10 protein-coding genes are annotated in these 13,763 nt (G+C 71.9%); 1 reads left to right on the top strand and 9 read right to left on the bottom strand.

Translation table 11 applies throughout. The features are described 5' to 3' along the window. Nucleotides 1–7: 7 nt before the first annotated feature. The 4 genes from AAFX79_07830 to AAFX79_07815 are packed head-to-tail and all read right to left on the bottom strand — an operon-like array spanning nt 8 to nt 5,495. Nucleotides 8–1,108 carry an LptF/LptG family permease gene (locus AAFX79_07830; GenBank protein MEO1008461.1) on the bottom strand — a complete coding sequence of 367 codons (1,101 nt, stop codon included), beginning with the start codon at nt 1,106–1,108 and terminating at the stop codon, nt 8–10. A gap of 18 nt (nt 1,109–1,126) precedes the next feature. Further along, nucleotides 1,127–1,993 carry a phosphatase PAP2 family protein gene (locus AAFX79_07825; protein ID MEO1008460.1) on the bottom strand — a complete coding sequence of 289 codons (867 nt, stop codon included), beginning with the start codon at nt 1,991–1,993 and terminating at the stop codon, nt 1,127–1,129. 56 nt (nt 1,994–2,049) lie between these two features. Next, nucleotides 2,050–3,795: a glycosyltransferase family 39 protein gene (locus tag AAFX79_07820; protein MEO1008459.1), complete on the bottom strand. Its 1,746-nt coding sequence runs from the start codon at nt 3,793–3,795 to the stop codon at nt 2,050–2,052. Next, entirely contained in the window at nt 3,795–5,495 is a 1,701-nt protein-coding gene (locus AAFX79_07815) for an LptF/LptG family permease (protein MEO1008458.1), read from the bottom strand. The genes AAFX79_07820 and AAFX79_07815 overlap by 1 nt, the downstream gene beginning before the upstream one ends. 87 nt (nt 5,496–5,582) lie before the next feature. Here AAFX79_07815 and AAFX79_07810 point away from each other — a divergent pair, with 87 nt between their 5' ends. After that, entirely contained in the window at nt 5,583–6,989 is a 1,407-nt protein-coding gene (locus AAFX79_07810; GenBank protein ID MEO1008457.1) for a GC-type dockerin domain-anchored protein, read from the top strand. Nucleotides 6,990–7,019: 30 nt separating this feature from the next. On the opposite strand, the gene AAFX79_07805 is transcribed toward AAFX79_07810, so the two are convergent. The 5 genes from AAFX79_07805 to AAFX79_07785 form a co-directional block, all read right to left on the bottom strand. Next, the gene (locus AAFX79_07805) at nt 7,020–7,505 is read right to left on the bottom strand and encodes a hypothetical protein (protein MEO1008456.1); all 486 of its coding nucleotides are present in this window, start codon (nt 7,503–7,505) and stop codon (nt 7,020–7,022) included. A gap of 42 nt (nt 7,506–7,547) precedes the next feature. After that, nucleotides 7,548–8,705 (bottom strand): cobalamin-dependent protein, encoded by a 1,158-nt coding sequence (locus AAFX79_07800; GenBank protein MEO1008455.1) that lies wholly within the window; start codon nt 8,703–8,705, stop codon nt 7,548–7,550. A gap of 95 nt (nt 8,706–8,800) precedes the next feature. Further along, nucleotides 8,801–9,097, bottom strand: a complete 297-nt coding sequence (locus AAFX79_07795; protein ID MEO1008454.1) for a DUF1294 domain-containing protein — start codon at nt 9,095–9,097, stop codon at nt 8,801–8,803. A gap of 3 nt (nt 9,098–9,100) precedes the next feature. Then, nucleotides 9,101–10,648 (bottom strand): CRTAC1 family protein, encoded by a 1,548-nt coding sequence (locus AAFX79_07790; protein ID MEO1008453.1) that lies wholly within the window; start codon nt 10,646–10,648, stop codon nt 9,101–9,103. A 95-nt stretch (nt 10,649–10,743) separates the two neighbouring features. After that, nucleotides 10,744–13,755: an FAD-linked oxidase C-terminal domain-containing protein gene (locus tag AAFX79_07785; protein MEO1008452.1), complete on the bottom strand. Its 3,012-nt coding sequence runs from the start codon at nt 13,753–13,755 to the stop codon at nt 10,744–10,746. Between the last annotated feature and the right edge of the window lie 8 nt (nt 13,756–13,763).

Below are 13,763 nucleotides of genomic sequence, written 5' to 3'. Positions count from 1 at the left end.
GTTCGGGTCAGGTCTGGATGCTGCTGGCGGCGGCCGCCGCGGCGGGGGCCAGCACCAGCGCCGGCAGGAAGACGCTCAGCCACGCGGGCACCCCGGCGACTGGCGCGTACACCCCCAGCACCGAGAGCACCAGCGCCGCTAGCACCAGCGGCGCGCACTTGGCCGCCTGGATGGCCATGTTCCTCGGCTCTCGGGTCACCAGGAAGGGCACCGCCAGCACGAGGGACAGCGCCGTCGCCAGCCACGAGCCCACCCGGCCCCAGCGGTCCCTCTGCAGCCTGCGTCGCAGGTCGGGCGTGAGCGCCCCCTCCTGGTCGAGCATCTCGCCCAACTCGAAGAAGCCCAGGTTCTGGCCCAGGCCCGAGAATCGCCGGACCGCCATCGCCGCGGGGTCGAGCTCGGTCTCCAGCCGCTCGATGGGCGTCGCCGCGCCGGGCCGGCCCACCGGCTGCATCCGGCCGTCGGTGAGCACCCAGGCCGTGCCGTCCCAGGCCGCCTCGCGGGCGGCGATCATCGCGACGGGCACGCCCCGCTCGTCCCGCTCCCAGACCTGCAGGTTGCGGAGCACGCCCTCGTCGGGGTCGAACTCCCGCGCGTAGTACAGCCGCCCCCGCGCATCGGGCGTGGTCGGCACCTGCGTCACACCCAGGCCGCCCGAGGACCCCACGCCGCTGAGCCCGTCGGCGACGAGGGCGGGTGCGATCCTGGGGATCACGAACTCCTGGTTGGCGATGGCGACCGCGAAGAACCCCGCCGACACCGCGGCCACGGGCGCCATCGCCCGCCGCAGGCTGATGCCGCTGGAGAGCATCGCGACGAACTCCCGCCGCACGACCAGCTGTGCGCACGTGAAGCCCAGCGCCGCCACGAGCACGAAGCCCAGCGTGACGTTGAATAGCTGCAGCAGCCGGGGCCACCACAGCGACCAGACCACGCCCAGCGTGCCGATCGCCCTGCCGATGAACCCGCCGTCCCGACCGGCGGCCTTCGAGTAGTTGTCCAGGTTGAGCGAGGCGTCGACGGCGACCACGAAGCTGCCCAGGATGATGAGCAGCACGAACACGTTCATCGCGAACTGCAAAGCGATGCTGCGGTCGAGCAGGCGCACGGGACCTCCGGGCGAAGGCTAGTCCGGCGTGGCCGACGCCGGTCGGTCGGGCAGCATGCCGGCGACCACGCGGGACACGAGCAGGCCGATGACCAGCCCGCCGAAGACGTCGGTGGCGAAGTGGGCGTTCGAGTCCATCCGCTGCCAGCCCGTCAGCAGCACCAGCGGGATCGCGACGGGCCAGAGCGTCGGGAAGAACCGCACCAGCAGAAAGAGCGCCCCGGCGGCGACGGCGGTGTGGCTGCTCGGGAAGCCCAGGTTGTAGTCGTCCATCCAGCCGCCGACGAAGGGCCCCTCCTTCCACACGTAGGTGCCGGCGGCGGGCAACTCCTGGTCGGTCGGCGCGTCGGCGGCGCGGGCCTCGCCCAGCCGGACCCAGAACGCCCCGACGTGCTCCAGCGTGGTCTGGTGGAAGTCGCTGCGGTCCTCGGTATCCAGGAAGGGCCGTTCGCGGCCCACGATCCTCTTGAAGACCTCGGCGATGATGCCCGAGATGGCGGCGGAGGCGAACATGGCCCACGCCCGGCGGGCGGGCGTCCAGCCCGAGGGCCGCGGCGCATTCCACAGCGTCACGAGCGACAGCCCCACGCCCAGCACCGCGATCGCCGTCATGCCACCCTCGGCCTTCCACGCGATCCCGCCGAGCACGACGGCGCCGACCAGCGGCAGCCAGCCCAGCCAGCGAGTCCGCGTGGCGGCCAGCCACCGCAGCCGGGCGACCTCGACCAGCGTGAGCACGGCGGCCAGCAGCATCCACGCGGGCAGATGGCCCAGGCTGCGCGCGAGCATGTGGTCGTCGCCCAACTCATACGGACCGGTGCCGCTGGCGCGGAAGAGCACGCCGTCGAGCAATGTCAGGACGGTGAACACCAGCACGCCCGCCACGGTCCAGCGCAGGGCTCGTACGGTGCGTTCGCGTCGCTCGTAGGGGGACCGCCAGGTCAGGGCTCGCCTCCCGCGGTGTCGCTCTCCTCCAGCGCCCGCCGCGCCTCGGGGAAGCCACGGTAGCGCAGCGCACGGAAGCTCTCGCGGTCGGGCTTGGTCTCGCCCTGGAGGACGCCCAGCCGCTCGACGACCGGGAAGCCGTGCATCCATTGCTCGTGGGTCGCGCCCAGCGCGATCGCCGGCCGCCCGAGCAAGCGCGAATGCGTGCCCGGATCCAGCAGATCGGTCTCGGGGATGTGGTCGTACTGGGTGCGGCGGCCGCCCATGAGCGCGCTCGAGCAATAGGTCGTGGGCCGACCCTCGAGGTAGAACGCAAGCAGGCTCGCGCGGCCGTAGTGCTGGGCGATCACGAACGGCTCCTTGGCCGTGCGGTCGCGCAGGGCGGTCCGCAGGCCGTCCACGCGGGCCGCCACGTCGCGGATGCCCATCAGCCGCTGCACCGGCACGATCGGCCGCCGCACGGTCTGCTGCTCGTCCCAGGGCAGCGTGTAGCTGCTGCCCAGCACGGGGATCGGCTTGAGCAGGTCGAGCCTGGGGCCGAGCAGGCCCGCGAGCAGCCCGAATGCGATGGCGAGCTTGAAGGCCTCGACGCGGTGCAGGTTGGGCTTTCGGGCCCAGGGCCAGATCCGCGCGCGCAGCGGCGGCCTGCCGTCGTCGCCGAAGGACTTCCATTCCGCGCGCTGCACGCGGCGTTCCTCGAAGGCCAGCCGCACGCCGCCGCCCGCGAGCGCCAGCAGCGACACGTAGCCCGCCACGGGCCAGTTGCCCTCGACGCGCGTGATGAGCGTGAGCAGGAGGTAGAAGGCCAGCACCGGCAGCGCCACCGCGGCCGCGAAGGCCGCCGCCGCCCGATCGCCGGACGTCCGGGGCCGCCGGTACAGCGTCCACGCGCAGTAGGCCATCAGGAAGAGCGCCGGCCCGACGAGCGCGATCTGCACGCCGACGAACTCGAGCGTCCAGCCCGGGTCGTACGACCACGCGGTGGCGGCCGTGGTATCGCCGCCGGGCGCATTCACGTGACCCAGCAAGTGGCGGACGGTGGGCCAGCCCTCGCGGGCATTGAAGATCCACACCGGCGTCGTTGCGGCTGCGCCGGCGAGGGTGCCGATCGCCGCCCACGCCGGCCAGCGGGGTGCCAGCCGCAGGCCGCTCACGGATCTCCATCGCAGCGCGAGCACCGTGAGCGCCAGTCCCGGCAGCAGCAGCAGGATGGTGTACTTGAACAGGAAGCCCACGCCGACCGCCACGCCCAGCGTGGCCCACGCCCATCGGGCCCGGTTGCGCAGCGCCGCGTGGGCGGCCAGGCACGCCAGCGCCCAGCACGCCAGGTAGGGTCCGTCGATGGTCATCAACAGGCCGAGCATCTGCAGGATGGGCACCAGCAGCACCAGCGCGGCGGCGAAGAAGCCTGCGCGGGCGTCGCCGAACATCCGCTGCGCCAGCCGCGCGATCCACCACGCCGCAAGACCCATCGCGAGCGCGGCGGGCAGGCGGATCGACCACTCGGCCACGCCGAAGAGCGCCGTCGACGCGTAGATCGTCCACGCCACGCCCGGGCCCTTGCTGTAGTACGACCAGTCGAGATGGCGGGACCACTCCCAGTAGTGGGCCTCGTCCTCGATGAGCGCATAGGGGCAGAGCCAGATGAGGTAGGCGATCCGCGCGGCGGTCACGCCCAGGATCAGCAACGCCGCGGGCAGCATGGACGCGAGCGACGGCGTCCGCGGGTCGGGTGCATCCATCAGTGCCGCGCCGCCAGCACGAAGGTTCCGGCGGCGGCGAGCGCGAGCGCGGCGACGCCGCCCCACAGCATCGCCAGCCCGGGCACGCCGAAGTCGTGGGTCATCTGCTGGCCGCCGGAGATCGCCAGCACCGTGCCGAGCGCCGGGAAGAAGCTCCACAGGAAGACCACCAGCGGCGGCGTGTTCTGGAAGCGGACCGCGGCGAGCGCGCCGCCGATCACCATCACCAGCGTCGCGACGCTCAGCGCCATCCGCTCGTGCTGCTTGCTGAGGATCTCGCGGTCGAGGTCGGAGAGCCGATCCCGCAGCACCTCGGCCGGCGGCGCGAGGAAGCGGTCCTCGTACCCCAGCCTGTCGTTGCGGGCCTCGATCTCGGCCAGCAGCGTGCCGCTGGACATCGCGAGGCACTCGGCCACGGGGTCGTCCTCGATCTGCAGCGGTCCGAATGTGGCCTGCTGCCGCATGCCGCCCAGGCGTTCGCGGCCGGCCTCGGGCTGGGCCAGCGCGGTGCGGACCTCGCGGGCGACGATCGTGAGCGCCAGCCCGCGGTCGCCCGGATCGCCCGTGAGCGCCGCGGAGACGCGGGCGCCGGCGGCCTCGAAGCGTTCGACGGCGCGGGTGCCGCTCGCACCGGGCCGGTAGCGTTCGATCTCGATGGTGCCCGCGTCGAGCCCGGTGCGCCGGGGCTCCAGCCGCCAGCCGGGCGGTTCGTCGCTCCAGGCGATGCCGCCGGTCCGCACGATCAGCCGCTCGCCGTCGGGCCCGCGGAGCTGGGCCGACCCCCGCGCGCGGATCTCGGAGACCAGCCGGTCCATCACGCGGCGCTGCGCCAGATGGAAGGCCAGGTCCCGCCGCGGCGTATCCACCAGGCTCAGCGGATCGGGATTGCGGCGGGCCTCCCGCAGCTCGCCGAAGGTGAGGAACTTGGGGTCGTCGCTCACGCCGCCGGGCATCTGCAGCGCGCCGCTGAGCGAGCCGACGCGGCCGTCGGCTACCGGGCCCGCGTCCCCCACGGCCTCCTCGACGCTGTAGATCACCTCGCTGACGCGGAGCCCCGGCAGGTCGCCCTCGCGGGGGGGCATGATCCACACGACGGCGGTGGCGCCGGCGCCCCAGTTCTTGACGCTGCCGTCCTCGTTGAGCTGCAGCACGTGCGGCCCGAAGAGCCGAAGCCGCGCCTGCGCCCCGCCGTCGCCCTTGGGCAGCCGGATGGCCTCGTCGGCGTAGATCATGAAGCCCTGGGCCTGCACCGCCTCGCCCTGGCCGATGGCCCGCGAGATGAGGCTCGCCGCCTGCGTCGAGATGACCTCGGCCATCTGGTGCAGGAAGCGTGGGATCACCTGCTCGTTGAGCCCGCTCAGCGCCACCGACAGCGCCAGCCCCGTCGCCGCCGCGGGCGCGAGCAGCGCCGGCAGGCTCATGCCCCCGGCGTGGGCGGCCATCAGCTCCCGCTCCTGCACCAGCCGGTGGTAGGCCAGCGTGGCCGCGAAGCACCCGGCGAAGGGCAGCGCGTAGGCGAGCATGGGCACGCTGGCCAGGCCCATGAAGGTGAGCGTGTCGAAGGCGCTCAGCTTGCCGCGGGCGTAGTGCTGCACCGTCACGCCGAAGGCCGTGACCAGCACGAGGATGACCGTGGTCAGCAGCAGATGCCGCCACAGCTCGAGCGACACGTGCCGGAGCAGGATCCAGGAGACACGCACGATGGAGGGTAGGTAAGCGGGCCGGCGGTCGGTCCGCGATCTCGCGTTTCGCTTGTGTGCCGCACGATGATGGTCCATACTGCTGGCATGCCCCGGTTCACCCTCGCCGCCCTTGCGACCGGCTGCCTGGCCGCCCCCGCCCTGGCCCAGCTACCGCAGCACTGCGATGGGCAGCGGATGCTCGCGCCGGCAACACCAGCACCGCGGGCCTTCGGCGTGCGGGTGGCGACCAACGGCACGCACTGGATCATCGCCGATTCGGCCGCCAGCACCGCCTGCCCCGACGGCTGCACCTCCGGCATGGTGCACTCCTACGAAATGGTCGACGGCCGGTTGGTCCTGCGACAGTCTCTCGTCCCCGCCGATATCGGGTTTCAGGATCGATTCGGTGTTCGCGTCGAGATCGACGGCAACCGCATGCTTGTAGCTGCGGCCTTTACGATCTGGCCGGGCCTCTCGACCCGCGGCGGCGCGTTCATCTACGAGCACGACGGCGAGGAGTGGGTCGAGGTCGGCCGGCTGCGGCCGCCCGAGGGCGAGGTCGATCCCGCCGCGTTGTCAGTCTTCCCGTTGCGGGCCGGCCTGCACGGCGACCTGGCCATCCTCGACGCCGCCGACGGCGTGATGGCCTACCGCCGCGACCCGGCCTCCGGGGAGTGGGCCTTCGACCAATGGGTGCGCATCCCCGACGGCACCAGTGACCGGGCCATCTTCGGCAGCGCCGTCGAGATCTACGAGGATTGGGTCTTCATCGGGGCCATCCGCGACGACTCGCCGGGCTCGCCCCAGGGCGGCTCGGTCTTCGTGTACCGCGACGGGCCGACCGGGCTGGAACTCGTCCAGAAGCTCGTGCCGCCAACCGGCAGCATCGACGCCTCATTCGGCTACGCCATGGACTTCGACGGCGAGACGCTCGCCATCGGGGCGCACAGCTTCGACCGCGTCGAGCAGGCTCAGGGCGCGGTTTTCGCGTACAAGCTCGTGGGTGACGAATGGGTGCTCCGTCAGGAGATCCTCCATCCTAATCCGCGTCGTATCCATCGCCTCGGAATGCGGGTCGAGGTCGAAGGCGACGTGCTGCTGGCCAACTACGAACAGAATCCTCCCTACGAGAGCGACTTCGTCGCGGTGTTCCGGCGGCACGCCGACGGCGTGTGGCGATTCGGCGGCCGGCTCTACCCGAAGACGCCGCTCTTCGCCACGGGCTTCGGACTCGCCCTTGCCCTGCACGACGGCTACGCGCTGGTGGGGGCCGAAGCCGAGAAGCCGCCCCGGCAGCCGACCATCGGCGGGGCCGCCTACTTCTTCGATCTCGCCTGCGCAACCTGCCCGGCCGACTTCAACACCGACTTCGCGGTCGATTTCTTCGACGCCCTGGCCTTCTTCAACGCCTTCGAGGCGGGCGACCTGCGGGCCGACCTCGACCTCGACGGCGCGCTGACGGCCCTGGACTTCCTCGCCTTCGAGGCGGCCCTGCGTGCGGGCTGCGGGTAGGCGCCGCCGCGCACCTCTTCGCGCGACCCGCTACACCGATCGGTGGTAGATCACCGTCGCGTCCCGCACGTACACCATGTGGGGCACCATCACCGGGTTGCGGCTGGATTCGACGTGCGTGACGCGGCCGCGGACGCGGGCGACGTCGCCGGCCTTGATGTCGAAGGCTCCGGGCACGTGCACGCGGACGGCCAGCTGGCCGGCGATCCGCGGATCCTCGATGGTGATCTGGAAGCCGATGCCGTCGGCCTCCTTCCACACGCGGGCCACCTCGCCGTCCCAGCCGGCCGGCCCGATCCACCAGTCGGCCGACCCACCCTGCATGTGCTGCAGTTCGGAGTACACGAACCGCGGCGTGGCGTCGTTGTCGAGCACGTAGGCGCCCGCCGGCGGATCGATGGGCTGCGCCGGCTGCAGCGGGGCCGCTCCCCCGCCGGCCTGCGTCTGGTAGTAGTACACGCCGCCGCCCGCGGCGGCCAGGAGCAGGAGCACGACGACGATCACCTTGGGCGACATAAGAACACCTCCTCCTGCCGAAGGTAGGCGTCCCGCGGGTCGTCAGGTCGAGAGCGCGTCCAAGAGCTCGGCGATGCCCGTGCCGTGCGTGGCGATGGTCTCGAGCACGGGTCGCCGTCCGCTGATGTCCCGCAGGTCGCGAACCAGCTCGTTCTCGCCCGGGTGGTCGGCCTTGTTGCACACGAACAGGTCGGCGATCTCGAGGATGCCGGCCTTGTCCATCTGCACCGCGTCGCCCATGCCCGGCGTGAGCACGACCATCGTCGAGTCGACGTGGTCGCGGATGCGGGTCTCGTTCTGGCCCGCGCCGACGGTCTCGACGAAGACGGTATCGAAGGCGTCGTCGCCGTCGTGCGCGCCGCCGATGAGGTGCACGATGTCGTCGAGCGCGTGGTAGTCCTCGCCGCGGATGGCCAGGCTGCGGTAGTAGACGTTCTCTTCGAGCCGGTTGAAGTCCACGCGGAGGCGGTCGCCGAGCAGCGCTCCGCCGGTGATAGGGCTCATCGGATCGAAGGCGACCACCGCGCAGCGGCCCATGGCGGGATTAGCCCCGGCGCGCCGCGCGTGCTCGCCCACGAGCTGCGCCACCAGCGTGCTCTTGCCCGCGCCGGGCGAGCCGGTGACGCCGATGACGCGCTTTGGCCGCCGCCGCGTCGCGTCGCCGCGGATGGCCTGCTCGAGGTGCAGCAGCGAGAGATCCCGGCTCAGCTGCGCCGTGGCGTGCCCGCTGACCACCCGCTCGGCGTAGGGCTTCACGGTGCGCTTGGCGGCTTCCACGATGTCGAGCAAGCCCGTGCCGGTGGTGAAGCACTCGGCAACGCCCGCCTCCCTGAGCGCGGGCAGGTCCTCCTGGGGCAGGATGCCCCCCATGTGCACGGGGATGTCGGGCCGGCCGACCTCGTTGAGCGCCTCGATGAGGCGGGGGCCCAGCGTGAGGTGGCTGTTGGACATCATGCTGGCGGCGATGACGTCCACGTCCTCGTCGCGGGCGCTGATCGCCAGGCTCCGCGGCGTCTGCCACAGCCCCGAGTAGATGACGTGCACGCCCGAATCTCGCAGCGCCCGGGCGATGACCTTCACGCCGCGGTCGTGCCCGTCCAGCCCCATCTTGCCCAGCAGCACGCGGGGGCGGTGGTGCAGGTCGGCGCAGCGGTCCGCCTTCTCGAATTCGGTGGTGGCAGCGCCCAGCGACTGCGCCATTCGGCCTCCTCGCGATGACGCGGCCGGGGCGTGCGGGCACCCGGCAGCGGAACACGCAGGGTACGCGGGGTGGCCCCGCGGTTCACGTCGCCAGGTTAGTGACTGGTAATGAGCCAGCCCGCCCCCGCGATGGCGGCGGCGTGCACCGCGGCGATCAGCAGCGTGAGGCCCCGGAAGCCCGGCTTGCGGGTCTTGTGGCGGAGCATCGGCTGGGCGATCGCCGCGCCGAAGGCCCCGCCCAGGATCTCCAGCTTCCGCAGCCGGCGCTCGGGTACGCGGCGGCCGCCGGTGGCCGCCCGCCGCTTGTCGATCGCGTACACGCCCGCGGTCCAGCAGCCGACGCCCGCGTACCACGCGACCGCCGCCGCGACGATCGCCAGACGCCAGGACACCGACTAGGGCTCGGTGACCGTGACGACCCGGTTGGCCTCCACGCCGGTGAGCGTGGCCTCGCGGCCGCTGGGGAACACGACGCGGATCCGATCGATGACGTCGACGCGGCCCAGGCCGAAGTGGGCCGACAGCGGCGGGGCCGAGTAGAAGCTGCCGCCCGCCATGATCTCGATGAACTGCGTGCGGCCGCCCGCGGTGACGTAGACCTTGCTTCCCACGCCGTTGCGGTTGCTTACGGTGCCCTGTGCCTCGATGCGGACCCAGGCGTTGCCGTTGCGCTCGGTCTCGTTGCGGTAGACCGTGGCGGGCCCGTAGACGTCGGTGATGATGAAGTCGATGTCGCCGTCGTTCTCGAGGTCGATGGGCGTGAGGCCCCGCGAGTTGCCGCGGTGGTCCAGCCCGCTGCCCAGGCCGGCGTCGTCGAATCGGCCGTCGCCGCGGTTCAGGAAGAACTGCGCCCGAGTGTGCCACTCGGGCTGCTGCCAGCCGTTGACGGCCGCCAGGTCCTTGTCGCCGTCCAGGTCGGCATCGAAGAACCACGTGCCCCACGCGAAGAAGGTGTTGTCGATGCCCGCCGGGATCGCGCCCGGCGTCATCACGCCGCTCCCGTCGTTGACGTAGAGCATGTTGGGTCCCGGCTCGTCGTTGGTGTTGCTGGGGCTGAAGGACATGTTGGTGGTGTAGATGTCCAGGTCCAGGTCGCCGTCCACGTCGGCGACGGCCACGCCCATGTCGTTGGCCACGTGCACCGTGTTCCACTCGGTGCTCACGTCCGTAAAGGTGCCGTCGCCGTTGTTCCGCAGGCTGTAATCGGGGAAGAAGTCGACGGCGGCAAAGATGTCCACCCAGCCGTCGCCGTTCATGTCGAGCATCACGGGCTGCCAGTGGAAGCGGTCGTCGGCCGGAAAGCCACCAACCTCTGCGGTGACATCGGTGAAGCGGAAGTTGCCGTCGTTGCGGTACAGGTACTGGGTGTATTCGTACCAGCCGACGACGAGCAGGTCGAGGTCGCCGTCGCGGTCGTAGTCGCCCGCGGTGGCTCCGCCCAGCGTCGCGTCGGTGGGGGCGAAGCCGCTGGCGGCCGTCACGTTGGTGAAGGTGCCGTCGCCGTCGTTGCGGAAGATCTGGCTCCGAGGAAAGTCGGCCGTCGCCGCGCTCGAATCGTTGAGCACGACCAGATCGTCGAAGCCGTCGTTGTTCAGGTCCAGCCACAGGGCCTGCTTGCTGAAGCCCATGTGCCCCACGCCCGCGGCGTCCGTCACGTCGGTGAAGGTGCCGTCGCCGTTGTTGCGGTAGAGCTGGTTGGCCGTGCCCGAGCTGTTGGGCAGGTACACGTCCATGAAGCCGTCGTTGTCGTAGTCGCCCACGGCCGCGCCGACGCCGAACCGCTCGTTCTGCCCCTCGAACAGCGGCGGCACGGGCGCATCGCCCTGGGCGTGCACGAAGTCGAGGCCGCAGTCGGTCGTGACGTCCGAGAAGCGGACCTGGGCCATCGCCGTCCCGGCCAGGGTGGCCACCGCGAGCGTGATCAGGAGCGTGTTCGGGTGCATGCGTCTCATCCCCTTGGCGGGCCACGTGGCCGCGTGAGGTCTACGGCCGTCGATCCCTCGGCGTTTTGCCCCGCCGCATCGATGGTATCGGCCGGCTACATGGGTGCGGCCCGGGCGTCGCGGCTCGCGGCCTCGTGCCGGGCCCCATCCAGGGCATCGGCAAGGACCTCGGCCGGATGCAGCGCGTGCACGCCGGCGCCGTCGAGCATCTGGTGGCGGCAGCTCGTGCCCGCGGCGACGACCGGGCCGGCGGCGGCCCGGGCCTCGGGCAGCGCCCCCAGCTCGCCGATCTTCATCGACAGCTCGTAGCGGTCGGTCGTGAAGCCGAAGGAGCCGGCCATGCCGCAGCAGGTCGCGTCGGTCGTCCGCACCGCCCCCAGCCGCCCGAGCAGCGCCCGGCCCGCGTCGCTGCCCCACAGCGACCGCTCGTGGCAGTGCCCGTGCATCAGGATCTCGGCCGAGGACTCGGCGAACTCGGGCCGCCGGGGGTGCTCACCCCACCCGGCCTCCAGGAAGCCCTCCAGCGTGTGGCACCGGGACGCCAGGGAGCGCCGGCGTTCGATGGGGACGGCGCTCCTGAGCTGCACCCAGTCGTCGCGGATGGCCGACAGGCAGCTGGGCTCGAGCACGACGATGGCCTCGGCGTCGGCGGCCTCGAGCGCCGCGAACGTGCGCGCCAGCGTGGCCTGGGCCGCATCGAGCATGCCCATGCTGATCTGGGGACGGCCGCAGCAGCCGGCGTCGATCAGCACCGGCCGGTAGCCGAAGGCCCCCAGCACCCGCGCCGCCGCGAGGCCGATCCGTGGCTCGTTGAACATCGTGAAGCAGTCGCCGAAGACCGCGATCCGCGGGCCCTCGGCCGGTGCGTCGAGACGCGCCCGCTTCCACAGCCGCGCAAGCGAGGTCGAGAACCTCGGCAGGCTCCGCCGGCGATCGACGCGCAGCAGCGCCCCGAGCAGCCACCGCATCAGCGGGGATCCGCTCAGGGTGTTCGCGAGGCCCGGGGCCAGTGCGCCCATCCGGTTCAGCAGGCGGATGTTGCCGAAGGCCAGCGCCTGCAGGCTCGGGCGACCCCGCTCGCGGAACCGCTGAGCGGTGTACTCGGCCTTGAGCCTCGCGATGTCGACGTTGCTGGGGCACTCGCTCTTGCAGGCCTTGCAGCTCAGGCACAGGTTGAGCGTCTCGATGGTGCCCGGGTCGCTCCAGGGGCTCTCGTCGCCGCCGGTCAGCTGGCCCGTGGTCGCCAGCCGCAGGGCGTTGCCGCGGCCCCGCGTGCTGTGCCGCTCGTCGAGGGTGGCCATGTAGCTGGGACACATGACGCCGCCGCTGCGCTTGCGGCAGACGCCAGCGCCGTTGCACATCTCGACGGCCCCGCGGAAGCCGTGCTGGTCCTGGTAGTCGAAGTAGGTCTCGACGCCGGCAACATCGACCTCGTCCTCCCGCGGCCGGATGCGTGTGCGTTCCAGCATCGTGCCGATGTCGACCGGCGCGCCGACGATGTTGCCGGGGTTCAGCAGGCCCGCAGGATCGAAGATGGCCTTGACCTCCGCGAAGGCGCGCATCAGCTCGGGGCCGTAGAAGCGCTCGAGCAGCGGCCCGCGCACGCGGCCGTCGCCGTGCTCGCCCGACATCACGCCGCCGAGTTCTTGCGCAAGGTCGGCGACCTCGACGGCGATGTCCGTCATCCGCCGCTCGTCGCCGGGGTCCCTCGGATCGAGCATCGGCCGCACGTGCAGCACGCCCACCGAGGCGTGCGCATAGAAGGATGCGTAGGTGCCGTGTTTCCGGACGATCGCCCGGAACCGCCGCACCCACTCGCCCAGCCGCTCGACCGGGACGGCGTTGTCCTCGACGAAGGACACGGGCTTGCGGTCGCTCGGCACGCCGTGCAGGAGGGGCTCGCCCGCCTTGCGGAGGGCCCAGGCGCGGCCGACCGCAGCCGGATCGCTGACACGCTGCGCGCCCACCGCCGGGTCGCTTGCGCGGGCCACGCCTTCGCCCTCGGCGAGCTTTGCTTCGAGCTCGTCGATCGACTGCGCGAAGTACTCGACGTAGAGCACGCCGCGGAGCGAGCCGGTCGCCGGCGGCGGCATGGCCTCGGCCGATCGCCGGTGCTGGCGGTTGGCCATCGCCAGGTCGATCACTACGTCGTCCACGAGCTCGATGGCCGACGGCTGGGTCTCCAGCAGCGAGCCGACGGCGGCGATCGCGGCGTCCAGATCGTTGAAGCCCAGCAGCAGCAGCCCCGTCGCGCGGGGCTTCTCGTGCAGGATGAGGTCGGCCGCCAGCGTCACCGCGAGCGTGCCCTCGCTGCCGCACAGCAGCCGCGCGAGGTTGACGGCGTCGAGCGGGTCGCGGCCCTGGCGCTCGGCGCACTCCAGGTCATCGAGCACGAGGTCGAGCGCATACCCCGCATTGCGGCGGAGCGTTCTGGGAAATCGCTCCCGGATGAGCTGGCGGTGCCGGCGGGCGACGTCGAGCACGCCCGATGCGATCCGCCGCGCGGCCGGATCCGTCGCGCCCGCCTCGAAGCGCGTCGGCGTGCCGTCGGCCAGGCAGGCGTCGATCGCGGCCACGTTCTCGCTGGTGCGTCCATAGAGCACCGAGCGCGCTCCCGCGGCGTTGTTGCCGATGCACCCCCCGACGTTCGCCTGACGCGAAGTCGACGGATCGGGCGCGAAGAACAGACCCGTGGCGGCGAGCTGCGCGTTCAGGTCGTCGAGCGTGAGGCCGGCCTCGGCCGTGCAGCGGCGGCGATCCGTGTCGATGTTCCGCATCGCGGTCAGGTGGGCCGACACGTCGAGCACGATCGCGCGATTCGTGCACTGGCCCGCGAGGCTCGTGCCCCCGCCCCGGGGCAGGATGGGCAGGCCGTGGTCGTGCGCGAAGCGGACGGCCGCGACCACGTCTTGCGCGTTCGCCGGCACGACGACGGCCAGGGGTTCGACCTGGTAGCTCGACGCATCGGTGGCGTAGAGCATGCGGTCGTGCAGCGTGGTCCGCACCTCGCCCCGCAGCAACCTCCGCAGGTTGTCGGCGGCCGCCGCCGGGATCGCGCCGCGGCCGCCCGGGGCGAGCTGCGGCAGCGAGAGGGCGGGCGGGACCATCCCCTGAG

It is taken from the genome of Planctomycetota bacterium, assembly GCA_039819165.1.
GTDB lineage: Bacteria > Planctomycetota > Phycisphaerae > Phycisphaerales > UBA1924 > JAHCJI01.
This window is presented reverse-complemented; position numbering and strand designations above follow the sequence as displayed.

Coding starts and splice junctions, on each gene's coding strand:
- AAFX79_07820 (MEO1008459.1), bottom strand. CDS start 3,795: ATGGATGCACCCGACCCGCGGACGCCGTCGCTCGCGTCCATGCTGCCC.
- AAFX79_07810 (MEO1008457.1), top strand. CDS start 5,583: ATGCCCCGGTTCACCCTCGCCGCCCTTGCGACCGGCTGCCTGGCCGCC.
- AAFX79_07805 (MEO1008456.1), bottom strand. CDS start 7,505: ATGTCGCCCAAGGTGATCGTCGTCGTGCTCCTGCTCCTGGCCGCCGCG.
- AAFX79_07800 (MEO1008455.1), bottom strand. CDS start 8,705: ATGGCGCAGTCGCTGGGCGCTGCCACCACCGAATTCGAGAAGGCGGAC.
- AAFX79_07790 (MEO1008453.1), bottom strand. CDS start 10,648: ATGCACCCGAACACGCTCCTGATCACGCTCGCGGTGGCCACCCTGGCC.
- AAFX79_07785 (MEO1008452.1), bottom strand. CDS start 13,755: ATGGTCCCGCCCGCCCTCTCGCTGCCGCAGCTCGCCCCGGGCGGCCGC.